Genomic DNA, 22,140 nt, shown 5'->3' with positions numbered 1-22,140 from the left:
CGTATCCGGGCGCCGGGCGCGGGAGCGTGGAGCCATGAGAGAGATCGTGGCAATCATCGGCTGGGTCACCGGCATCCAGGGCGCGCTCGGGGTCGCCGGGCGGACGTTCGGCGACGGGCCGTGGGGTCTGCTGCACCGGTGGTGGGAGATCCCCACGGCGGGATACGCGGTGATCGCCGTCGTCGGCGCGGTGCTCGCGGTGTACGGGGAGACGGCGAAGAAGCGGGCGGCCCGCTGAGCCGCCAGCCCGGGCCCGGCCCGGCCCGTACGGACTCCTACGCGATGTGCTCCGCTTCGAGCTCCGTGTTGTAGCGCTTCTTGAAGTCGTCCAGCATGCGCCGCAGCAGCACCGCGCTGAGCGGGTGGCGGATGCCGTGGCGGTCGCCGAGGTGTATGTCGAGGACCTCCACGCTCGGCCAGACGTTGTTCTCGTCGACGTACTGCTTGAAGACCGGGTACGCCAGGCCGGCGAACCCCTGGGCGTCCGCGCCGGCGAGCTCGGCGTCCCGTTCGTCGTCCGGGGCGCCGTCCCGTTCGTCGTACGGGGCCTCGTCGAGGACCGCGCCGGGGGCGGCGCCGTCCTCCGGCGCGACCTGGCCGGCCGGGCCGGCGGGGTGCGCGTCGAAGGCGGGGTCGTAGGTGCCCTCGTAGGGGGCCGGCGGGAGCTGGGGCGCGGCGAACCACGGGCTGACGTGGTTGGCGGGGAGCGGCGGCTCGGGCTGCGGCGCGCCGTCCTCGGGGTGCGGGGCCGGGAACTCTTCGGCGAGCTCGTCCTGCGGCGCCCGGGCCGGGCCCGGCTGCGGGACCGGCTGGGGCAGCGGAGCCTGCGGGGACGGCTCGGACTGCTCCTCGGGCCGCGGACGGGGGCGGGCCTGCGGCTGCGCGGGGGTGGGCGCCTGCGGCAGCTCGGCGGCGGCGGTGACAGCGCCGGCCATGGCGGCGGTGGCCGTGGCGGGCGGGACCGGCGCCGGGTCAGGCTTCGGGCTGGGCGGCAGGAGCACCGGCTCGATGCCCGCCGCCGCCAGGCCCGCGGGAGCCGTCTCGGCGAGCGGCACGCCGTACCTCGCCAGCCGCAGCGGCATCAGCGCCTCGACCGGAGCCTTGCGGCGCCACGCCCGGCCGAACCGGGCCTGCAGCCGCGCCTGGTAGATCAGCCGGTCCTGCTCCAGCTTGATGACCTGGTCGTACGAGCGCAGCTCCCACAGCTTCATCCGGCGCCACAGCCGGAAGGTGGGCACCGGTGACAGCAGCCAGCGGGTGAGGCGCACGCCCTCCATGTGCTTGTCGGCCGTGATGTCGGCGATGCGGCCGACCGCGTGCCGCGCCGCCTCGACGGCGACCACGAACAGCACCGGGATGACGGCGTGCATGCCGACGCCGAGCGGGTCGGGCCAGGCGGCCGCGCCGTTGAAGGCGATGGTGGCGGCGGTCAGCAGCCACGCCGTCTGGCGCAGCAGCGGGAAGGGGATGCGCATCCAGGTCAGCAGCAGGTCGAGGGCGAGCAGCACACAGATGCCCGCGTCGATGCCGATCGGGAAGAAGTACGAGAAGTCGCCGAAGCCCTTCTGTACGGCGAGCTCGCGCACCGCCGCGTAGGAGCCCGCGAAGCCGATACCGGCGATGATCAACGCACCGGTGATGACGACACCTATGAGCAGTCGGTGCGTCCGAGTCAGCTGCATCGCGGCCACCCGCGATCCCCTCCCGTTGTCGAGTCTGGCGGGCACAGCCTGGCACATACGTACGGAGTCCGGCCCTCAGGGGGAGGGCCGGACTCCGCAACGAGCCGGTGGCGGCTGCCGCACGCGTGCCGTACCCGGGTTACTTGTTGGCGGTGGCGACGGCGGCCACGGCCTCCTTGGCCGCCTTGACGGCGTCCTCCATCAGGTCGTTCGGGTCGGGCGTCTTCGCGCCCGCGTACCCGGCACCGTTGTAGGAGAGAGTGATGACGGCGTTCTCGGTACGGGTCACGATCGCCGCGTACTTGAAGTCCTCACCGGTCTTCTTCAGGCCGTAGCTGACGGCCGTCGCCTGGTCGCCGACGCCCGTGGCGACCGAGGTGCGCACGGCGGCGGCACCCTGGGTCGCCTGGACCTTGGCGACCTCCTTGTCGAAGCTCTCCTTGGCGCGCTCCTCGCCGCTGCCGAGCGCCGGGTCGGAGTCGTAGCGCAGGAGGGAGACGTCCAGCCAGCGGTAGTTCGAGCCCTTGATGCCCTTGTCCTCCAGGCCGTTCCACGAGCAGCTGCTGCGGCTGGCGATGTCGCTGGACTTCCCCGGCGTACCGGACTTGGTCTTCACGTCCGGGACCATGTCCTCGATGGTCTTCGCGGCGATCGCCTTGCACGCGTCGGGGAGCTTGGCGTACGTGGCCGGCGCGACCGCCTTCGGGGACTCCTTGGCGGCGCCGCTCGAAGCGGCGGCCGGGGAACCGTCCTTGGTCGGGGCGGCCTTGCTGTCGGAGTCCGACGAGCAGCCGGCGACGACGAGCATCACCGGGACGGCTGCGCAGGCGAGTATGCGGGTGAGTCGCGGGGCTGATCGGTACATGGTTCCTTCAGTCGCTTGTCGTACGGGCGTCCGGCAGTCCGGACACGGTAGCCCGAGTCGGTACGGGCCCGGGGGCGGGCTGCCGGTGCGCGGCGCGCGGGGCGGGCGCGGCTACTCGTCGAACTTCTCGGCGAGCGTGCGGGCCAGTCCCTGCGCCTTTTCCTGCAGTTCCTTGCTGTCGGGGACCTCGGTGATGCGGCCGGGCTGCTCGCCGTACCGGACGGTGACGATCACGTTGGATGTGCGGAAGACCACGCTGACCGTGCGTCGCTGGGCGGTCGAACCGGCGCGGGTGAGGACGTCGTCGAGGAACGCGGCGTCGCCGAGGTCGGCCAGCAGGCGGGGTTCGAGGCCCTCGGGGGCCGCCGTGGTGCCGTCGGCGGCCGCGGGCGTCCCCGGGCTCGCGGTCTGCGGCGTGGTGCCCGCCGCGGCGGCACCGGCGGGGGAAGCGCCGGCCGGGGCGCCGGCGGGGGAGCCGGAGGGCAGCGGGGCGGTCGGGCCGGCGGACAGCCCGGCGGCGCTCTCCTTTCCCGTGTAGACCTGCTGGGCGCGGTCGTCGTCGCTGACGGCCGGGTCGTACGAGACGACGCGTTCGAAGTCGAGCGTCAGCTGGTGCGAGGCGTCGGGCCCGTCCGCCTTCCAGCTGCAGCCGGCGCGGCGGTCGGTGTCGTACGTGACGGCGGCGGTGCCGCGGTAGACGCGCTCGCGCTGCTCCTCGGGGAGGTAGTCGATGCCGGGGAGCAGGTCCCTGAGCGTGGAGCGCTGGACGGAGCCGCAGGGTTCGAGGAGCGTGCGGTACTTGCCGGGGGGTGCGGCGGCCTCGGCCGGGCTGCCGGCCTTGGAGTCGGTGGCGGTGCCGTCACCGCCGGAGCCGGCGGTGCAGCCGGTGAGCCCGGTGACACCGGCGGTGACCGCCGCGAGGAGTGCGGCCAGGCCGGGTGCGTACGCCCTTCGCTGCACGGTCCGGGGCTCCTTTCGCTCGGGTGCCTGCCCACCGAAAACATGTTGGCGTCCGATGCCGGCGGGTGGACACAATGTGTATCGCACGCGCAGCCGTCGATGCCGGTCCGTTGTCGCTTATACGGACGTTGGCGCCGGTTTTTGCGTTTCCATGCTTTTCGGGGGATCGAGGAACTATGTCGTATGTAGAGGTGCCGGGGGCGAAGGTCCCGATCCGGATGTGGACGGACCCGTCGACGGTCGAGGACGTCGCGATGCAGCAGCTGCGGAATGTGGCGACGCTGCCGTGGATCAAGGGCCTGGCCGTGATGCCCGACGTGCATTTCGGCAAGGGCGCGACGGTCGGTTCGGTCATTGCGATGCAGGGCGCGGTCTGTCCGGCCGCGGTGGGCGTGGACATCGGCTGCGGCATGTCGGCGGTGAAGACCTCCCTCACCGCGAACGACCTGCCGGGGGACCTGTCGCGGCTGCGCTCGCGGATCGAGCAGGCCATTCCGGTGGGCCGCGGCATGCACGACGAGGCGGTCGACCCCGGACGGCTGCACGGCTTCCCGACGGCGGGCTGGGACGACTTCTGGAAGCGGTTCGGCGGCGTGGCGGACGCGGTCAAGTTCCGTCAGGAGCGGGCCGTGAAGCAGATGGGCACGCTCGGCAGCGGAAACCACTTCATCGAGTTCTGCCTCGACGAGTCCGGAGCGGTGTGGCTGATGCTCCACTCCGGCTCCCGGAACATCGGCAAGGAACTCGCCGACCACCACATCGGCCAGGCGCAGAAGCTGCCGCACAACCAGGGGCTCGTCGACCGCGACCTCGCCGTCTTCATCGCGGACACCCCGCAGATGGCGGCCTACCGCAACGACCTCTTCTGGGCGCAGGAGTACGCGAAGTACAACCGCGCGATCATGATGGAGCTCTTCAAGGACGTCGTCCGCAAGGAGTTCAAGAAGGCCAGGCCCACCTTCGAGCCGGTCATCTCCTGCCACCACAACTACGTGGCGGAGGAGCGGTACGACGGGATGGACCTGCTGGTCACGCGCAAAGGCGCGATCCGGGCGGGCTCGGGCGACTTCGGGATCATCCCCGGTTCCATGGGGACCGGCTCGTACATCGTCAAGGGCCTAGGGAACGCGGCCTCCTTCAACTCGGCCTCTCACGGCGCCGGTCGCAAGATGAGCCGGAACGCCGCGAAGAAGCGCTTCTCGACGCGGGACCTGGAGGAGCAGACGCGGGGCGTGGAGTGCCGCAAGGACTCGGGTGTCGTGGACGAGATCCCGGGCGCGTACAAGCCGATCGAGAAGGTCATCGACCAGCAGCGCGACCTGGTCGAGGTCGTGGCGAAGCTCAAGCAGGTGGTGTGCGTGAAGGGCTGAGCCCCGTGGCTCGGCGCACCACGCGCGCGTACGGACGGTCAGGGCCCCGGCGGGTCGGCGCCGGGGCCCTGCCGCGTCACCGGCCCGGCCCCGCCCGCCCCGCCGCATCGTCCGATCCGTCGGCCCAGCCGGCCCCGGTGCGTCGTCCGCCCCGGTGCATCCTCCGCCCCGCCTGCCGCCTGCCGCCTGCCGCCTGCCGCCTGCCGCCTGCCGCCCGCCGCGGCGCTACGGGCGGAGCGTGCCGTCCGGTCCCTACGACTCGCGGTGGACCTTCGTGTTGGAGGCCTGGGCGCGGGGGCGGACCACCAGGAGGTCGATGTTGACGTGGGCGGGGCGGGTGACCGCCCAGGCGATGGTGTCCGCGACGTCGTCCGCGGAGAGCGGGTCCGGGACGCCCGCGTAGACCCTGGCCGCCTTCTCGGTGTCGCCACGGAAGCGGGTCGTGGCGAACTCGTCGGTCTTCACCATGCCGGGGGCGACCTCGATCACCCGGACCGGAGTGCCGACGATCTCGAGGCGGAGGGTCTCGGTGAGGACGCGGGCGCCGTTCTTGGCGGCGACGTAGCCCGCGCCGCCCTCGTAGGTGGCGTGGCCGGCGGTGGAGGTGACCACGACCACCGTGCCGGCACCGCTCGCGGTGAGGGCCGGGAGCAGGGCCTGCGTCATGTGGAGGGTGCCGATGACATTGACCTCGTACATCTCGCGCCAGTCGGCCGGGTCGCCGGTGGCGACCGGGTCGGCGCCGAGGGCGCCGCCCGCGTTGTTGACGAGGACGTCCACGGAGGGGAAACGGTCGAGCGTCCGGGCGAAGGCGTCGACGGCCGCGCGGTCGGTGACGTCGAGGGCGTACGCCGTGGCCTGCAGGCCCGCCGCGGTGAGCTCCGCGGCGAGAGCCTCGATGCGGTCCTTGCGGCGGGCGGTGAGCACCACGTGGTGACCTGCCGCGGCGAGCTGCCGCGCCGTGGCGGCGCCGATACCGCTGCTCGCTCCGGTGACGACGGCGACGGGTGTGGCGGGATCGGCGGCGGTGCCGGCGGCGGTCATGGGGTGCTCCTCGCGCGGATGATCGAAGGGACGGTCGATACGCCGCCAGGATAGGCGCGGTCCCGGCCCGGTCAGCGGCCGCGTGGGGCGTACATGATCACGGCCATGCCGGCGAGGCAGACGAGGGCGCCGATCACGTCCCAGCGGTCCGGGCGGTAGCCGTCGGCCACCATGCCCCAGGCCAGGGAGCCCGCCACGAACACCCCGCCGTACGCGGCGAGGATGCGGCCGAAGTCGCCCTGCGGCTGGAGCGTGGCGACGAAGCCGTACACGCCGAGGGCGAGCACGCCGGTGCCGATCCAGATCCACCCCCGGTGCTCCCGGACGCCTTGCCAGACGAGCCAGGCACCGCCGATCTCGCAGAGGGCGGCCAGGACGAACAGGGCGGCGGAGCGGGCGATGAGCATGGCGTCAGCGTAAAGGGACGCCGGAATCGGCATGTTCCGTTCATGGTGGCGATGCACCAGGTGCGGGGCCCGGGGGGCTCAGTCCCGGGCCCAGGCGATGTATCCGTCGGGGCGGACCAGGACGGTGTCGCGGCGGGCCGGGTTCGCCCAGGTCGCCCGTATGACCGTGCCGGGCACGGCGGGGGCGTCCGCGGCGGCGCCGGACCGGGGGCCGACGAGGACGAAGGCTCCCTGGCGCAGCAGCTCGTAGAGCCGCCCCTCGACCAGTGCCAGATCGGGAGCGCGCCGGCCGGTGAGGCGGTGGACACCGCGCCCGGCGCCGTAGGAGATGCCGATGCCGCTGATCAGGCCCATCACCTTGGCGGTCGCCGGGGGCGCCGCGTCGAGGAGCGCGGCCCCCAGGGCGCGGGCGGCCCGCAGGAGCGGGTGGTGCGCCATGGCGATGCGGACGATCGCGCCGCTGCTGCGCAGCACCATCGCGCCGACGGGGTGGCGCTCGGAGTGGTAGCTGTCCAGCAGCGACTCCGGATCGGCGGCCTCCCCGCGCAGGACGGCGGCCAGCTTCCAGGAGAGGTTGGCGGCGTCCTGCAGACCGGTGTTCATGCCCTGGCCGCCCGCGGGCGAGTGGACGTGCGCGGCGTCGCCGGCGAGAAGGACGCGGCCCGTGCGGTACGCGGGGACCTGGCGCTCGTCACTGTGGAACCGGGAGATCCAGCGGGCGTCGTGCATGCCGAAGTCGGAGCCGAGGGCGCGGCGGGCGATGCCGCGGATCTCGTCGAGGCCGACGGGCTCGCTGTCGGCGGCCTGGTGGTTGCGGTCCCAGCCCATGACACGGAACCAGCCGTCACCGAAGGGCGCGATGAACGAGAAGGCACCACCCCGGCCGTCGACCGTGAGCAGGGACTCCGGCTCCTCGGTGAGGCGGACGTCGGCGAGCACGATGGAGCGGATGACCGCGCGGCCGGGGAAGGGCAGGCCCAGGCCGCGGCGCACGGTGCTCCGTACGCCGTCCGCCCCCACGAGGTAGCGGGCACGGAGCTCCGACGGGGCGCCGTCCGGGCCGCTCACCTCGGCGGTGACCGCGGTGGCGTCCTGGCGCAGACCCCGCAGCTCCGTGCCGTACCGGAAGGTCACGCCTGCCTCGGCGGCGCGGCGCTCCAGCAGCCGCTCAACCTCGTACTGCGGGGTGATCAGCACGAACGGGAAGCGGGAGCGGAGCCGCGACAGGTCGAGCGAGAGCCGGGCGAACAGACGCAGCCGCGTGAGGGGTACGCCCGTCTTCACCAGCTCGTCCGCGAGGCCGCGGGCGTCGAGCAGCTCCAGGGTGCGGGCGTGCACGGCGAACGCGCGCGTCAGGTTGCTCGTCCCCTGCGGCCGGCGCTCCACGACCGTGACGCTCAGGCCCGCGGCGGCGAGGTCGCCGGCGAGCAGCGTTCCCGTGGGGCCCGCGCCCACGACGACGACGTCGAACTCCGTGCCCGGCTTGCCTGTCATGGCTGCCTCCTGAGGGTCGGCCGGCGCTCGTCGGTCGAGGCCGCCCGGTCAACGAGTGTTGGTCAACGCTTGTTGGTCAACGTCTGTTGGCAACGGTAGACCCGACGGCTCTGGCGTGTCAACGCCTGTTGGCCTACAGTTGTTGGCATGATGTCGGAAGCCGCCCCAGACGCCCCGAGTGCCTCGCGCCGCTCGGACACCACCCGTGCCGCGATCCTGGACGCCGCCCGCGAGCGGTTCGCCGCGGACGGATACGAGCGCGCCACGATCCGGGCCATCGCCCGCGACGCCGGCATCGACCCGTCGATGGTGATGCGCTACTACGGGAACAAGGAGGGGCTCTTCGCCGCCGCCTCCGACATCGACCTGCGCCTCCCCGAGGTCGGCGCGCTGCCCGCCCGGCACATCGGCGCCGTCCTCGTCTCGCACTTCCTCGACCGCTGGGAGCAGGACGACGTCCTGACGGCCGTGCTGCGGGTCGGCGTGACCAACAGCGCGGGGGCCGAGCGGATGCGCGCGGTGTTCCGGGCGCAGCTCGGGCCCATCGCGGCCGGTGTCTGCCCCGACCCCGCCGAAGCCCCCCGCCGCGCCGCCCTGGTCGCCGCGCAGATCCTCGGCATGGCGCTGGCGCGCTATGTGCTGAGACTCCCGCCCGCGGTGGAGATGTCCCGCGACGAGGTCATCGCCTGGCTGGCGCCGACCGTGCAGCGCTACCTCACGGCGGAGCGGCCCTGACCGTCGGAGAAGCTCCTCCGCCCGTGTCGGTGAAAGCCCGCGCGGGCCCCCGCCCGCGGACTGCCCGTGCGGGGTACGCGCCCGGGCGGCCCGTGCGAACTGCCCCTGAGGGGGCCCGTGCGGCTGCCCCGCGGAGTGCCGGCCGGCTCCTCCTCCGCGCTGCGTAGACTCCCTGCATGCCGCAGGAGAACCGGGGGCGACGTCCGGGGCTGATGGCCGACCTGGTCGGCGCGTCCCGCCGCTACATGGCCTCGTACGCCCTCTTCAACCAGGCCCTCGCCGACCGGCTGCGGCTGCACCCCACCGACGTGCAGTGCCTGAACCTGCTCGACCTGGAGCGGGGGCCCGTCACCACCGGGCGCATCGCCGGGCTGACCGGGCTCACCACCGGCTCCGCCACCCGGCTCGTCGACCGGCTGGAGCGGGCCGGGTACGTCACGCGGGAGCGCGACCCGCACGACCGGCGGCGGGTGCTGGTGAGCACCGTGCCCGAGCGGATGGCCGAGTTGGCGGCGGTCTGGGAGCAGGTGGGCGGCGCATGGGCCGAGATGTTCGACGCGTACACCGACGAAGAGGTGGCGTTCCTCACCGCGCACATGCGGCGCACCGTCGACCTCGGCGCCGCCCAGATCGAGCGCCTGCGCACGCACGCCCCGGACTGACCCCGGGACCCGGTCCCTCCCGGGCCGCGCCTCAGACCGAGGCGTCGCCGAACTCCCGCAGCGCGTCCTCGACGATCGCCTCCAGGCGGGCGTGGTGGGCGCCCCGCCAGTACACCCGGCGGCAGGCCGTGCACTGCGCGAACACGTCGTACGTGCGCTGCGTGCCCTGCTCCAGGTGCTCGCGCACCTCGTCCTTGTCGGTGTCGGTCAGCGTCCCGTTGCAGGCGGTGCAGCGCGTCCAGGGCGCCAGTGCCGGAGCGAACCGCTCCAGGACGTCCCGCATCTGGTCGTCCGGCCGGTCGCTGTAGACGTACGCCCCGGCCCACAGCTCCCGGCGGCGCAGCAGCCCGCGGTCGCGCGAGAGCATCACGCGCCGCTCCTTCGCCGACCACGCGGCCAGCGCCGGGTCGCCGATGTCCTCGCTCTCGTACGCCGCGTCGACGCCGAGCAGCCGCAACCGGCGGGCCAGCGTGCCGAGATGGACGTCGAGGAGGAACCGGAGCGGGGCGCCCGGGACCGGCTGCGGGCGTTCGTGGCCCAGCACCTCGACGTGCTCGCCGTGCGCCGGGATGTGCGACGTGCCGACCGCGCGGCCGTCCACCAGCAGCGTGCCCGCCTCGGTCAACGGGACCCCGAGCGACTCGACGACGTGCCCCAGCGTGGAGGCGCCGTCCGTGAGCACGGCCGTACGGCCCGCGCGGCGCGGCGCCGCGACGAAGAGGCCGAGTTCGGGGGCGAAGCTGATGTGGATCTCCGGTCGGTTCACGTCGTCAGCATGCCACCGGGGCTCCGCGCCCGGCCAGGTCATTTCCCCGCCGCCCCTTGCCGGGACGGGGCCCGCCGCCTGCCGGGACGGGCCCTGGCCACCGGTTGGCCGACGCCCCCTACGCGACCGCCTGCCCGGCGCCTCCGAACGCCGCCGCGTGGTCGGCCGCCCACTGCGCGAAGGTCCGGGCCGGACGGCCGGTCAGCTCCTCGACGGTACGGGGCTGCGGCAGGGACTCCGGCGCGCCGGTCCGCCAGTGGTCGAGCAGCGCGTCCGCGAACTCCGCCGGGAGGTACGGCGCGACCGACGCCTTCCACGCCTCGGGCGTCACGGTGCCGACCCGGATCTCGCGCCCGGTGACGCGCGCGATCGTCGCGAGCTGCTCGGCGAAGGTGAGCACCTCCGGCCCGGACAGCACGTACGACGCGCCGCGCAGCCGCTCGTCGGTGAGGACGGCGTACGCCGCGTCGGCGAGGTCCCTCTCGTGGAGGGGGTCGCCGGCCGCCTGCGGGTACGGAAGGTCCACGGCGCCCGCCGCCCGTATCGCGGGCGCCCACTGCAGGGCGTTGGTCGCGAAGGCACCGGGCTGGAGGTACGTCACGTCGAACGCGCCCTCCGCCGCCGCGGCCGCCAGCGCGCGCTCGACCGCGAGGTGGTGCGCCGCGATCGGATTCGCCCCGGCGTCGGGGGACAGGACGGCGCTGGACGAGAGCAGCACGATGTGCCGGACGCCCGCGGCGCGGGCCTGCGCGATGAACGCGTCGATGTGCGTGGGGTCGGCGTACAGGAAGACGGCACCGACGCCGTCGAGGGCCGCGGGGAAGGTGGCCGGATCGCGGAGGTCGCAGCGTACGGCCTCCACCCCGGCGGGCGGGGTGAGGTCCGCCGGGCTCGCCGAGGCGGCGCGCACGGGGACGTTCCGGCGGTGGAGCAGGCCGACGAGTGCGGAGCCGACGCGGCCGCGGCTTCCGGTGACGAGGACCGTGCTGGTCGTGGCGTTTCTGGTCATGGGGATGCCTTTCGCGTGGGGGTGTCGGGGTCGGTATGCCGTGGGCCTCGTGACGCGGGCCTCGTGACGGGGGCTCGAACGCCCCTCACGAGCGCCGACCGGCGTGAGACGTCGGGTACGCGTGGCCCCGGGGAACCCCTGGCCGATTGCCAGTGTGGCGCAATATCTGCGTGACGCAGATAAATGTCCGGCACCGAGAACCACCCGTCAACTGCTTTACCGCCGGGCTTCAGGAGCGAGGTACGCCCACAGGAGCCGAAAGCCCCGGACCGCCAGGAGCCGGCCGACCGTCAGGAAGGGTGCCGGGAGAGGTCGAGCCGCCAGTCGTTGCTCCGCATCAGCCGCCCCGGCGGGTACTCGACGTCGCACGCACCGCGCAGGGCGAAGCCCGCCTTCCGGCACACCGCGTTCGAGGCGGCGTTGTCCACGGACGGGAAGGCGTGCAGGTGCCGGTGCTTGCGCGCGGCCCGCGCCTCCCGGACGACCGCGGCGGTCGCGGACGTGGCGATGCCGCGCCCCTGGAACCCGCCGAGCACCACCCACCCCGTCTCGTACACCCGTGCCCCGTTCCACGTCTGCTCCCAGAAGCCGATCGTCCCGACCGGCACCTCCTCGGGCAGCAGCACGATCCGGAACATCCGACCCGCCCCCGTGCGGTCCGCGCTGAGGTCGACGTACCGCTGATGCCGCTTGACCAGCTGTTCCTCCGTCTCCGGCCCACCGAGGTGAGCCATCAACTCCGGTGCGTTCGCCGCCAGGAGCAGGTCGAAGTCCCGCTCGGACCAGGCCTCGATGCGTACGGTCATGCGCGCCACCCTAGGCCGTGTCGGCCCCGCCTCCGCCGGCCCGCCGAGGCGGTCTTGTGCCGGGCCGCCGGCCGCCACCAAGGTGGGGGCGAAGTCCGGCCACCGACCAGGAGGGGAGTGCGGCTGTGTGGGAGTTCACGGACGACACGGGGCAGGCGTTACGGGCGGACCGCCGGCCGGAGCGGACGGTCGCGTACGTCCGTGCCGGAGCCGCACTCCACGATCTCGGGGTACGGCCCGTGGCGGTGTACGGCTCCGACCACGACGGCGACCGCATCGACCCCGCCAAGGGCGGCGCCCTGCCCGCGGCGGCCGTCCCGTACCTCGGCCCGGGCGGCACCCTCGCGGACGAGGACCTCGCCGCCCTGCGCCCCGACCTGATCGTCGACGTGACGTACGACGAGAAGAGCGCCTACGCCCTCGACGAGGCCCTGGCGGGCCGGCTCGGCGTCCCGCTGCTCACCCTGTCCGTCGGCGGCGCGCCGCTGACCGCGATCCTGGAGCGCTTCGGCGCCCTCGCGGCCGCCCTTGGCACGCAGCAGCCGGCGCCCGGAGCCGTACCGGAGCTCGGGGAGGCAGAGGACGCCCTGCGCGCCGCGCTCGCCGCCGGCCCGCCCCCGCGGGTCCTCGCGCTGTCCGGTGCGGGTCCCGACCGGGTGCACCTCGCCCGCCCGGACACCTGGCCCGAGCTGCACCACCTGTCGGGCCTGGGCGTTCCGCTGCTCGACCCGGGCCCCGGGCCCGGCGTCAACTGGCTCACCACCGGCTGGGAGCACGTCACCCGGCTCCGCCCCGACCTGCTCCTGGTGGACGGCCGGGCTCACGCGAGCCGCCCCCGCACCGGAAGCGGGGCGGTCACCGTGCCCTGGAACCCCGAGGCCCCGCCGAGCCCGGCCGCCTACGCGCGCTTCTTCACCGCGGTCGCCGGGGGCATCGCCGCGCGGCCGGCCTGAAGCCGGGCGCGGCCGTCATGCCGGCCGGTATTCCGTAAGTCGTCCCGTCGCCGCCGGCCGGCGGCTCAGGGCCACACCAGGCAGTACGGCTGGTGTCCCGCCTCGTGCAGCCGTACCGAGAAGTCCTGCCACTCGTGCAGCAGCTGGTACACGTCGAACGCGTCCCGCGGCCCTCCGCGGTCCGGGACCGTCGACCATATGAAGGCGGCCGCGCCCACCGACTCCTCGCCGACGCCGCGCAGCGGGTCGACGACCGTCATCGGGAGCTTCACCACGGCGTAGTCCGGGTGGAGGACCACCAGCTCCAGGGGCGGGACCTTGTGCAGCGGCATGCCCTGGATGCCGGTGAGCACCATCGCCGCTATCGTCTCGGGCTTGATCTTGGTGAACATGCCGCCCATACCGAGCTCGTCGCCGCCGAGCTCCTCCGGGCGCATCGAGATCGGGACGCGCGCGGCCGTGGCGCCGTTGGGCGCGCCGAAGTACTTGTAGGTCACCCCCATGCCCCGGCCACCACCGCTCCCGAGGGCGCCGCCCCCCAGGGGGGCGCTCCCCATGTGCTCGTCGCCCAGGGACCTGTTCCCCGAGGGCGTGTTCCGGGGGGACTTGTCCCCCGAGGGATCGTCCCGCTCTCGCCGGTGCTTCCCCCGCCGGGCAGGCTCGGGACCCAGGCCGTCGGTCCCTTCACCCAGTCCGCCACCGCGATGCATATCTCCACCCGACTGCTTTTTAGGCAACGTGGCCCCCGCCGCGCAACCCGATCATCGTGACAGTGACCTCCCCCACGCGCGTGCGGTGAAACACCTGTCCGCAAGAACGTCCGGGCCTCTGACACCATGGTTTCCGTGAGCTTTCCCAATGACGTCCCAGTTTCGCAGACGCGGAGGGCTGACGCCCCGTCGTAAAACAAGGTCGTCAGCAAGATCGTCGCCGTCCGCCGGCCGTGCTCGTGCATTGCCGCCCGTCCACTCGTTCTCGCAGGTCAGGACCAAAGTGCCGTATTCATACGAAGCCCCAGTCTCACAGACGCTTTTCGACCGCGCGTCCCTCGTGACGCCCGGCGGCGTGAACTCTCCCGTGCGCGCCTTCCGAGCGGTGGGCGGAACGCCCCGGTTCATGGTGTCCGGTACGGGCCCGTACCTCACGGATGCGGACGGCCGCGAGTACGTCGACCTCGTCTGCTCGTGGGGGCCGATGATCCTGGGGCACGCCCACCCCGAGGTGATCGCGGCCGTGCAGGAGGCGGTCGCGCGCGGCACGTCCTTCGGTACGCCCGGTGAGGGCGAGGTCGCCCTCGCCGAGGAGATCGTGGCCCGCGTCGCGCCGGTGGAGCAGGTGCGTCTGGTGTCGTCCGGCACCGAGGCGACGATGTCGGCGATCCGGCTGGCCCGCGGTTTCACGGGCCGCGCCAAGGTCGTCAAGTTCGCCGGCTGCTACCACGGGCACGTGGACGCGCTGCTGGCCGCGGCCGGCTCCGGCGTCGCGACCTTCGGTCTGCCCGACACACCGGGCGTGACCGGGGCCCAGGCGGGCGACACCATCGTGCTGCCGTACAACGACCTCCAGGCCGTGCGCGCGGCGTTCGCCGCGCACCCGGGGGAGATCGCCTGTGTGATCACCGAGGCGTCGCCGGGCAACATGGGCGTGGTCCCGCCCCGCGACGGGTTCAACGCCGGGCTGAAGGAGCTGTGCGCCGCCCACGGCGCGCTGTACATCTCCGACGAGGTCATGACCGGCTTCCGCACCTCGAAGGCCGGCTGGTACGGGGTCGACGGCGTGACGCCCGACCTCATGACGTTCGGCAAGGTCATGGGCGGCGGCTTCCCGGCCGCCGCGTTCGGCGGGCGCGCCGACGTCATGGCGCACCTGGCGCCGGCCGGTCCCGTCTACCAGGCGGGCACCCTCTCCGGGAACCCGATCGCCACCGCCGCCGGGCTCGCGCAGCTGCGGCTGCTCGACGACGCCGCGTACGCGAAGGTCGACGCGGTCTCGCGGGAGATCCAGGGCCTGGTGACCGAGGCGCTGGCCAAGGAGGGCGTGGCCCACCGGCTGCAGACGGCGAGCAACATGTTCTCCGTCTTCTTCACCGACGCCGAGGTCGTGAACTACGACGACGCGAAGAAGCAGGAGGCTTTCCGCTTCACCGCCTTCTTCCACGCGATGCTGGCGGCGGGCGTGTACCTGCCGCCGTCGGCCTTCGAGTCATGGTTCGTGTCGACGGCGCACGACGAGCGCGCGGTCGAGCGCATCGCCGCCGCGCTGCCGGCCGCCGCCCGCGCCGCCGCGGAGGCGACGGCATGACCGCGGGGCAGGAGCAGGGCGGCGACGAGATCACCGTCGTCCATCTGATGCGGCACGGCGAGGTGCACAACCCGGACGGGGTGCTGTACGGGCGCCGCGCCGGCTACCACCTCTCCGAGCTGGGCCGGAAGATGGCCGACCGGGTGGCCGAGCACCTGGCGGAGCGCGACATCACCCACGTCGTGGCCTCGCCGCTGGAGCGCGCCCAGGAGACCGCCCAGCCGATCGCCAAGTCGCACAGCCTGGACCTGGCGACCGACGAGCGGCTGATCGAGGCGGGCAACGTCTTCGAGGGCAAGACCTTCGGGGTGGGCGACGGCGCCCTGCGCAGGCCCTCCAATTGGAAGCACCTGACGAATCCGTTCCGGCCCTCGTGGGGCGAGCCCTACATCGACCAGGTCGTACGGATGATGGGCGCGCTGAACGCGGCGCGGGACGCGGCCCGCGGCCACGAGGCGGTGTGCGTCAGCCACCAGCTGCCGATCTGGATCGTGCGCAGCTTCGTGGAGCGGCGCCGGCTGTGGCACGACCCGAGGCGCCGGCAGTGCACGCTCGCGTCGCTGACCACGTTCACGTACCGCGGCGACAAGATCGTCTCGGTGGGGTACAGCGAGCCCGCCCGCGACCTCGTGCCGGCACACCTGCTGGCCGGTGCCAAGCCGGTGAAGGGCGCCGGCTCGTCGAAGGCCTTCGGCGCGTAACCGTCATGTCACAGAGCAGATAAGCGCATTATTCCTGGAACCTCTGCGTTCCCGGCCGCATCTCTCCCACTGCCGGTCCGGATGACTTTTCCGGCAAAAAGCGAGCGCGGATGGGGACGATATGCGCGGGATCAGCCGAAGGGGATTGCTGGGAGCCGGAGTTGGGGCCGCAGCCGCGATGGGAATCGCCGGTTGCGGTCCCGAGGGCGGCAAGGGTGACGGCGGCAAGGGCGGTGCACAGCGGCCCGGCAAGGACGGGCAGGGAAATCCCGTGCCCAGCACGCCGCAGGGCCGCCCGATAGGCGACGGCTCCACCTCCGACACGGGAAAGCAGCCCCACCAGCCCGACAAGCCCGTCCCCCTGGAGCCCGGACAGACCCCGCCCCAGTTCGTGATCTTCTCCTGGGACGGTGCGGGGGAGGTCGGCAACGGGCTTTTCCCCCGCTTCCTGGAACTGGCCAAGGACCACGGCGCGGCCATGACCTTCTTCCTCTCCGGTATCTATCTGCTGCCCGAATCGAAGAAGACCCTCTACCGTCCGCCGAACAACCGCATCGGCGCCTCCGACATCGGTTACCTCACCGACGAGCACATCAAGGACACGCTGAAGTACGTGCGCCAGGCGTGGCTCGACGGGCACGAGATAGGCACCCACTTCAACGGGCATTTCTGCGCCGGCTCCGGCTCGGTCGGGAATTGGACCTCCGCGCAGTGGCAGAGCGAGATCGAACAGGCCGTGAAGTTCGTCACCGAATGGAAGACGAACAGCGGCTGGACCGACCTCGACCCGCTGCCCTTCGACTACCGCAAGGAGCTCGTCGGCGGCCGCACGCCCTGCCTCCTCGGCCAGGACAACCTGCTGCCCACCGCCAAGAAGCTCGGCTGGCGCTACGACGCCAGCTCACCCGGCGGCCGCCAGCGGTGGCCCGACAAGCGCCAGGGGATCTGGGACCTGCCGCTGCAGGCGATGCCGTTCCCCGGTCACTCCTTCGAAGTCCTCTCCATGGACTACAACATCCTCGCGAACCAGTCGCGGAACACGACCAAGGGCGTGCCCTCGCGTTATCCCGGCTGGAAGAAGCAGGCCACCGAGGCGTATCTCGCCGGATTCAAGCGCGCCTACGAAACGAATCGCGCGCCGTTCTTCATCGGCAACCACTTCGAGCAGTGGAACGGCGGAATCTACATGGACGCCGTCGAGGACGCGCTCAAGGGCATGGCCGGCAAGAAGGACGTACGGCTGGTCTCCTTCAAGCAGTTCACCGACTGGCTCGACGTCCAGGATCCGAAGATCCTCGACAAGCTCCGCAGCCTTGAGGTCGGGCAATCGCCCGCGGGCGGCTGGAACACCTTCCTCAAGACCGCCTGACACCGGGTTCCACGGTCACCGAGGGGGGTGCGGAAGATCCCCGAAAACGCCCATGCGAAACTTTTCACATGAGCTTCAGCCGCGCCCCCCGAGGGATCCTGCTCGCCACCGGTGCCCTGGCGGCCGCGCTCGCGCTGACCGCGTGCAGCGGCGACAACGGGAAGTCCGGCGGTGGCGGCAACACCAACTTCGTCGCCGGCGACGGCGGCATCGCCACCGTCGCCAAGGGGGAGCGCACCGCCCCCCACACCCTGGCGGGCGAGACCCTCGACGGCGAGCGGCTCGACGTCGCCGACCTCAAGGGCAAGGTCGTCGTCCTGAACGTCTGGGGTTCGTGGTGCCCGCCCTGCCGCGCCGAGGCCAAGCACTTCGCCAAGGTCGCCCGGGACCTGGAACCCAAGGGCGTGGCGTTCGTCGGCATCAACACCCGCGACGTCAGCAAGCAGCCGGCGCTCGCCTTCGAGAAGGACTACGGGATCAGCTACCCGAGCCTGTACGACCCGGCCGGCAAGCTCATCCTCAACGGCTTCCCCAAGGGCACGCTCAACCCGCAGGCCATCCCCACCACCATCGTGCTCGACCGCGACGGCAAAATCGCCGTGCGCGCCCTCGCCCCGCTGGGCGAGGAGCAGCTGCGCGAGCTGATCGACCCGCTGGTCGCGGAGAAGGCCACCGGCACGGCGGCCGGATCGCCGGCGCAGGGCTCCGCGGCGTCCGGGCCGTCCGTGCAGGGCTCCGGCAAGACCACGGGCGCGGGCGCGTAGATGAACGAGACGGTACTCAGCGGGGCCCTCCTGCTGGCCCTGCCCATCGCGGTGCTCGGCGGGCTGGTCTCCTTCTTCTCGCCCTGCGTGCTGCCGCTCGTGCCCGGCTACCTCTCGTACGTGACCGGCGTCACCGGCACCGACCTCGCCGAGGCGCGGCGCGGCCGGATGACCGCCGGGGCCGTCCTCTTCGTCGCCGGCTTCTCCGCCGTCTTCGTCTCCGGCGGCGCGCTCTTCGGCTACTTCGGCTGGACCCTCCAGCAGCACCGCGAGACGCTCACCACCGTCCTCGGCGTGCTGATGATCCTGATGGGGATCTTCTTCATGGGGCTCATGCCGTGGTTCACGCAGCGCGAGTTCCGCTTCCACAAGCGCCCGGTGGCGGGCCTGGCCGGCGCGCCCCTGCTGGGGGCGCTCTTCGGCATCGGCTGGACGCCGTGCATCGGCCCGACGCTCGCGTCCGTCAACGCGCTGGCCGCCAACGAGGCGAGCGCCGGCCGCGGGGCGCTGCTGACGATGGCGTACTGCCTCGGCCTCGGGCTGCCGTTCGTCCTCGCCGCGATCGCCTTCCGCAGGGCGCTGGGTGCCTTCGCGTGGGTGAAGCGGCACTATGCGTGGGTGATGCGGATCGGCGGCGGCATGATGATCGTGACCGGGCTGCTGCTGCTCACCGGTGCGTGGGACTTCCTCGTACAGCAGATGCAGGTCTGGTCCAACGGTTTCCAGGTGGGGATCTGAGTTCCATGAGCAAGACAGAGACGTCCGGGCGGGACACCGAGCGGGACGTGGCGGACGCCGGGTCGCAGCTGTCGACCGCCCCCACCGAAGAGCTCAGCGGCCCTGGCGGCCCGGTGCTCGGCCCCCTCGGATGGATCCGCTGGTTCTGGCGCCAGCTGACCTCCATGCGGGTGGCGCTGATCCTGCTCTTCCTGCTCTCCCTCGGCGCCATCCCCGGCTCGCTGATCCCGCAGAACAGCGCCGACGAGCTGAAGGTGCGCACCTTCAAGGAGGAGCACGAGGTCCTCGCGCCGGTCTACGACAAGCTGCAGCTCTTCGACGTCTACAGCTCGGTGTGGTTCTCGGCGATCTACATCCTGCTGTTCGTCTCGCTCATCGGCTGCATCGTGCCCCGCACCTGGCAGTTCGCCGGCCAGCTCCGCAGCCGCCCGCCGGCCGCCCCCAAGCGCCTGACCCGTATGCCGGTGTACGCCACCTGGCGCACGGACGCCGCGCCCGGGGAGGTGCGGGAGGCGGCGCTGGCGCTGCTTCGGAAGCGGCGGTTCCGCGCCCACGCCACCGGTGACGCCGTCGCCGCCGAGAAGGGCTACCTGCGCGAGGTCGGCAACCTGCTGTTCCACGTCGCGCTCATCGTCATGCTGGTGGCCTTCGCCACCGGCCAGCTCTTCAAGACCGAGGGCGGCAAGCTGATCGTCGAGGGCGACGGCTTCTCCAACACCCTCACCCAGTACGACGACATCAAGTTCGGCTCGCTGGCCGGCGCGGACGACCTCGCGCCGTTCCACTTCAGCCTGGACCGGTTCACCGGTACGTACGAGACGGACGGCCCGCAGCGGGGCACCCCGCGCACCTTCGAGGCGGACGTGACGTACTCCCGGGCGGGCGGTCCCGAGAAGAAGAGCGTCATCCGGGTCAACGAGCCGCTGGAGATCGACGGCTCGAAGGTCTACCTGATCTCGCACGGGTACGCGCCGGTCGTCACCGTCCGGGACGGCAAGGGCGAGATCGTCTACCAGGCCGCCGTCCCGCTCCTGCCGATCGACAACAACGTCACCTCCACGGGCGTCATCAAGGTGATGGACGGCTACCGGGACAAGACCGGCAAGAAGGTGCAGCTCGGCTTCCCCGCCTTCTTCGTCCCGACGTACGCGGGCAAGGGCCACGGCCAGATGTTCAGCCAGTTCCCCGGCCTCGTCTACCCCGCGCTGAACCTCAGCGCGTACCACGGCGACCTGCGCGTCGACGCCGGCATGCCGCAGAACGTGTACCAGCTGAACACCAGCAAGATGAAGCCGTTCAAGGACGCCAAGGGCGACATCTTCAAGCAGACGCTGCTGCCCGGCGACAGCATGACGCTGCCGGACGGAGCGGGCTCGATCACCTTCGAGAAGGAGATCAAGGAGTGGGCCAGCTTCCAGGTCTCGCAGCAGCCGGGCAACGGTCTCGCCCTCGCGGGTGCGATCGCCGCGATCGCCGGACTGGTCGGCTCGCTGTTCATCCAGCGCCGCCGGGTGTGGGTCCGGGCCGTACGGGGTGACGACGGCGTGACCGTCGTCGAGATGGCGGGGCTGGGGCGGAGCGAGTCCGCGAAGCTCCCCGAGGAGCTGGCCGGTCTCGCGGCCACGCTCAACGCCGTGGCACCGACCGCGCCCGGCGCGGCGGAGGAGGCCGGCGGGGACGCCGCCCGAGCCGGAGAAGCCGGCCGGCACGACGATGCCGCCCGAGCCGGTCGGCACGACGAAGCCGGTCGACACGACGAAGCCGGTCGACACGACGAAGCCGGTCGACACGACGAAGCCGAAGAACCCGAAGAAGCCGAAGAGGCACCTGCCGAAGGGGCTGGGAAGTGAATCTCGCCGCCGCGACCAACGAGAGCCTGGCGGAGATGAGCAACGTGCTCATCTACTCGTCCATGGCCGTCTACACGCTGGCCTTCCTCGCCCACATCGCCGAGTGGGTCTTCGGCAGCCGCAGCAAGGTCGGCCGCACGGCGGCGGCCCTGACCGCCCGCCCCGCGGCCGCCGCGCCGGCGGTGCAGGTCCAGGTGCGGCAGCGGGACGGGGCCACCGCGGTCCTGGACAAGCCGCAGGTCGTCACCCGCGCCTCCGCGGGCGCCCGTGACGTACCGGACGGGCCGGGCGCGGCCGGCGGGGACGAGCAGGGCGACCTGTACGGGCGGATCGCCGTCTCCCTGACCACCCTCGCCTTCCTCGTCGAGGCCGCCGGTGTCGTCACCCGCGCCCTGTCGGTGCAGCGGGCCCCCTGGGGCAACATGTACGAGTTCTCCACCACCTTCTCCACGGTGGCGGTCGGCGCGTACCTCGGCTTCCTGGTCGCGCGGAAGAACGTCCGCTGGATGGGCCTGCCCCTGGTCACCACGGTCCTCCTCGACCTCGGCATCGCCACCACCTGGCTCTACACCGAGAGCGACCAGCTCGTCCCGGCCCTGCACTCGTACTGGCTGTGGATCCACGTCTCGACCGCGATCTTCTGCGGGGCGGTCTTCTACCTGGGCGCCGTCGCCACCCTGCTCTACCTCTTCCGCGACTCCTACGAGGGCAAGCTGGCGGACGGCGGCACGCCGAGCGCCTTCGCCCGCTCGGTGCTGGAGCGGCTGCCGGCCGCCGCGAGCCTGGACAAGTTCGCGTACCGCGTGAACGCGGCGATCTTCCCGCTGTGGACCTTCACGATCATCGCGGGCGCGATCTGGGCCGGTGACGCGTGGGGCCGCTACTGGGGGTGGGACGCCAAGGAGGTGTGGTCGTTCATCACCTGGGTCGCGTACGCCGCGTACCTGCACGCCCGCGCCACGGCCGGCTGGAAGGGCCGCAAGGCCGCGTACATCGCGCTGATCGCCTTCGCCTGCTTCCTCTTCAACTACTACGGCGTCAACATCTTCGTCAGCAGCAAGCACTCCTACGCGGGCGTCTGACCGGCACCCGCGGAGTCCCAGCGGTCGCGCGCGCCGGGGGGCCGGTCCAGGCTGGAGGTATGGCCGATCCGATCCCTCCCGGTACGACCGAGACCCGCGGCGACACCCACACCGTGCGGTTCACGGTGCCGCTGGCGCACCCCGTGGAGCGCGTCTGGCTCGCCGTCTCGACACCCGGCGGCCTGCGCGGCTGGCTGGCCGACGCCGAGATGCTGGAACCGCACCTCGGCGGCCCGGTGACCCTGCGCTGGCTCAACAGCGGCACGGTGGCGACCGGCACGGTCACCGCCTGGGACGTCGAGCGCATCGCCGAGTACACCGTCGACGTGCACGGCCGCATCCGGATGCACCTGGAGCCCGGCGGCGCCGGGGACGGCACGGTGCTGCGGTTCGTCAACGAGTTCCGGGGCACCGACGACCGGCGGCTGGACAGCCTGGCCGGCTGGCACGACCACTTCACGTACCTCGCCGACGCGCTGGCCGGCAGGCCGGCCGACTGGTCGTCCTGGTCCCGGGAGCGCTGGCAGGAGCTGCGGGACAGGTACGAGGCCCGCGACTTCGGCGCGACCTGACCGGGAGCCC

22 protein-coding genes and 1 pseudogene are annotated in these 22,140 nt (G+C 72.5%); 13 read left to right on the top strand and 10 right to left on the bottom strand.

The features are described from left to right. Positions 1-34: 34 nt before the first annotated feature. On the top strand, positions 35-238 hold the full coding sequence (locus ACIA79_RS30060) for a hypothetical protein (protein WP_399431539.1): 204 nt from the start codon (positions 35-37) through the stop codon (positions 236-238). 37 nt (positions 239-275) lie between these two features. On the opposite strand, the gene ACIA79_RS30055 is transcribed toward ACIA79_RS30060, so the two are convergent. The 3 genes from ACIA79_RS30055 to ACIA79_RS30045 all read right to left on the bottom strand — a co-directional run bounded on the left by ACIA79_RS30055 (position 276) and on the right by ACIA79_RS30045 (position 3,507). Continuing rightward, complete coding sequence (locus ACIA79_RS30055; protein WP_399431538.1) at positions 276-1,682, bottom strand: DUF2637 domain-containing protein; 1,407 nt, start codon at positions 1,680-1,682, stop codon at positions 276-278. A 139-nt stretch (positions 1,683-1,821) separates the two neighbouring features. Next, entirely contained in the window at positions 1,822-2,547 is a 726-nt protein-coding gene (locus ACIA79_RS30050) for a DUF3558 family protein (RefSeq protein ID WP_399431537.1), read from the bottom strand. Between the two features lie 111 nt (positions 2,548-2,658). After that, positions 2,659-3,507, bottom strand: a complete 849-nt coding sequence (locus ACIA79_RS30045) for a DUF3558 domain-containing protein (protein WP_399431536.1) — start codon at positions 3,505-3,507, stop codon at positions 2,659-2,661. 176 nt (positions 3,508-3,683) lie between these two features. On the opposite strand from ACIA79_RS30045, the gene ACIA79_RS30040 reads away from it, so the two are divergent. Next, complete coding sequence (locus ACIA79_RS30040; RefSeq protein ID WP_399431535.1) at positions 3,684-4,877, top strand: RtcB family protein; 1,194 nt, start codon at positions 3,684-3,686, stop codon at positions 4,875-4,877. Between the two features lie 252 nt (positions 4,878-5,129). Here the strand turns inward: ACIA79_RS30040 and ACIA79_RS30035 are convergent, their stop codons facing one another. The 3 genes from ACIA79_RS30035 to ACIA79_RS30025 all read right to left on the bottom strand — a co-directional run bounded on the left by ACIA79_RS30035 (position 5,130) and on the right by ACIA79_RS30025 (position 7,822). Beyond that, the gene (locus tag ACIA79_RS30035) at positions 5,130-5,921 is read right to left on the bottom strand and encodes an SDR family NAD(P)-dependent oxidoreductase (RefSeq protein ID WP_399431534.1); all 792 of its coding nucleotides are present in this window, start codon (positions 5,919-5,921) and stop codon (positions 5,130-5,132) included. Between the two features lie 71 nt (positions 5,922-5,992). Next, a complete protein-coding gene (locus tag ACIA79_RS30030) occupies positions 5,993-6,328 on the bottom strand; it encodes a YnfA family protein (protein ID WP_399431533.1) in 336 nt (111 codons plus the stop codon). Between the two features lie 78 nt (positions 6,329-6,406). After that, positions 6,407-7,822, bottom strand: a complete 1,416-nt coding sequence (locus ACIA79_RS30025; RefSeq protein ID WP_399431532.1) for an FAD-dependent oxidoreductase — start codon at positions 7,820-7,822, stop codon at positions 6,407-6,409. 147 nt (positions 7,823-7,969) lie between these two features. Here ACIA79_RS30025 and ACIA79_RS30020 point away from each other — a divergent pair, with 147 nt between their 5' ends. Together ACIA79_RS30020 and ACIA79_RS30015 are read left to right on the top strand one after the other, a co-directional pair. Further along, on the top strand, positions 7,970-8,557 hold the full coding sequence (locus ACIA79_RS30020) for a TetR family transcriptional regulator (protein WP_399431531.1): 588 nt from the start codon (positions 7,970-7,972) through the stop codon (positions 8,555-8,557). Positions 8,558-8,733: 176 nt separating this feature from the next. Further along, positions 8,734-9,219 carry a MarR family winged helix-turn-helix transcriptional regulator gene (locus ACIA79_RS30015; protein WP_399431529.1) on the top strand — a complete coding sequence of 162 codons (486 nt, stop codon included), beginning with the start codon at positions 8,734-8,736 and terminating at the stop codon, positions 9,217-9,219. 31 nt (positions 9,220-9,250) lie between these two features. On the opposite strand, the gene ACIA79_RS30010 is transcribed toward ACIA79_RS30015, so the two are convergent. The 3 genes from ACIA79_RS30010 to ACIA79_RS30000 form a co-directional block, all read right to left on the bottom strand. Further along, positions 9,251-9,985, bottom strand: coding sequence for a Mut7-C RNAse domain-containing protein (locus tag ACIA79_RS30010; protein ID WP_399431528.1), 735 nt, complete (start codon positions 9,983-9,985; stop codon positions 9,251-9,253). A 118-nt stretch (positions 9,986-10,103) separates the two neighbouring features. Then, the gene (locus ACIA79_RS30005; RefSeq protein ID WP_399431527.1) at positions 10,104-10,994 is read right to left on the bottom strand and encodes an NAD(P)H-binding protein; all 891 of its coding nucleotides are present in this window, start codon (positions 10,992-10,994) and stop codon (positions 10,104-10,106) included. A gap of 290 nt (positions 10,995-11,284) precedes the next feature. Further along, positions 11,285-11,800 carry a GNAT family N-acetyltransferase gene (locus tag ACIA79_RS30000; RefSeq protein WP_399431526.1) on the bottom strand — a complete coding sequence of 172 codons (516 nt, stop codon included), beginning with the start codon at positions 11,798-11,800 and terminating at the stop codon, positions 11,285-11,287. A gap of 125 nt (positions 11,801-11,925) precedes the next feature. Between ACIA79_RS30000 and ACIA79_RS29995 the strand changes: the two genes are divergently transcribed. Beyond that, positions 11,926-12,753: an ABC transporter substrate-binding protein gene (locus tag ACIA79_RS29995; RefSeq protein WP_399431525.1), complete on the top strand. Its 828-nt coding sequence runs from the start codon at positions 11,926-11,928 to the stop codon at positions 12,751-12,753. A 65-nt stretch (positions 12,754-12,818) separates the two neighbouring features. Here the strand turns inward: ACIA79_RS29995 and ACIA79_RS29990 are convergent, their stop codons facing one another. Then, the gene (locus ACIA79_RS29990; protein WP_399431524.1) at positions 12,819-13,463 is read right to left on the bottom strand and encodes a hypothetical protein; all 645 of its coding nucleotides are present in this window, start codon (positions 13,461-13,463) and stop codon (positions 12,819-12,821) included. 283 nt (positions 13,464-13,746) lie between these two features. Here ACIA79_RS29990 and hemL point away from each other — a divergent pair, with 283 nt between their 5' ends. From hemL to ACIA79_RS29950, 8 genes and pseudogenes are all read left to right on the top strand, one after another. Next, on the top strand, positions 13,747-15,054 hold the full coding sequence (hemL, locus tag ACIA79_RS29985; protein WP_399431523.1) for a glutamate-1-semialdehyde 2,1-aminomutase: 1,308 nt from the start codon (positions 13,747-13,749) through the stop codon (positions 15,052-15,054). Then, positions 15,051-15,755, top strand: a complete 705-nt coding sequence (locus tag ACIA79_RS29980) for a histidine phosphatase family protein (RefSeq protein ID WP_399431522.1) — start codon at positions 15,051-15,053, stop codon at positions 15,753-15,755. Before hemL ends, ACIA79_RS29980 begins: the two co-directional genes overlap by 4 nt. Before the next feature lie 121 nt (positions 15,756-15,876). Further along, complete coding sequence (locus ACIA79_RS29975) at positions 15,877-17,124, top strand: hypothetical protein (RefSeq protein WP_399431521.1); 1,248 nt, start codon at positions 15,877-15,879, stop codon at positions 17,122-17,124. 68 nt (positions 17,125-17,192) lie between these two features. Continuing rightward, positions 17,193-17,792 (top strand): annotated as a pseudogene (locus ACIA79_RS29970) (TlpA family protein disulfide reductase); the annotation flags it as partial. Between the two features lie 96 nt (positions 17,793-17,888). After that, complete coding sequence (locus tag ACIA79_RS29965) at positions 17,889-18,626, top strand: cytochrome c biogenesis CcdA family protein (RefSeq protein ID WP_399431520.1); 738 nt, start codon at positions 17,889-17,891, stop codon at positions 18,624-18,626. 5 nt (positions 18,627-18,631) lie between these two features. Beyond that, complete coding sequence (locus ACIA79_RS29960) at positions 18,632-20,476, top strand: cytochrome c biogenesis protein ResB (RefSeq protein WP_399431519.1); 1,845 nt, start codon at positions 18,632-18,634, stop codon at positions 20,474-20,476. Beyond that, on the top strand, positions 20,473-21,558 hold the full coding sequence (gene ccsB / locus ACIA79_RS29955; protein ID WP_399431518.1) for a c-type cytochrome biogenesis protein CcsB: 1,086 nt from the start codon (positions 20,473-20,475) through the stop codon (positions 21,556-21,558). Before ACIA79_RS29960 ends, ccsB begins: the two co-directional genes overlap by 4 nt. A 59-nt stretch (positions 21,559-21,617) precedes the next feature. Then, entirely contained in the window at positions 21,618-22,130 is a 513-nt protein-coding gene (locus tag ACIA79_RS29950; RefSeq protein ID WP_399431517.1) for an SRPBCC domain-containing protein, read from the top strand. Positions 22,131-22,140 lie beyond the last annotated feature (10 nt).

Source organism: Streptomyces sp. NPDC051310 (genome assembly GCF_044455245.1).
Taxonomy (GTDB): Bacteria; Actinomycetota; Actinomycetes; order Streptomycetales; family Streptomycetaceae; genus Streptomyces.
Note: the sequence above shows the minus strand (reverse complement) of the source record. Positions and strands in the feature narration are given on the sequence as shown.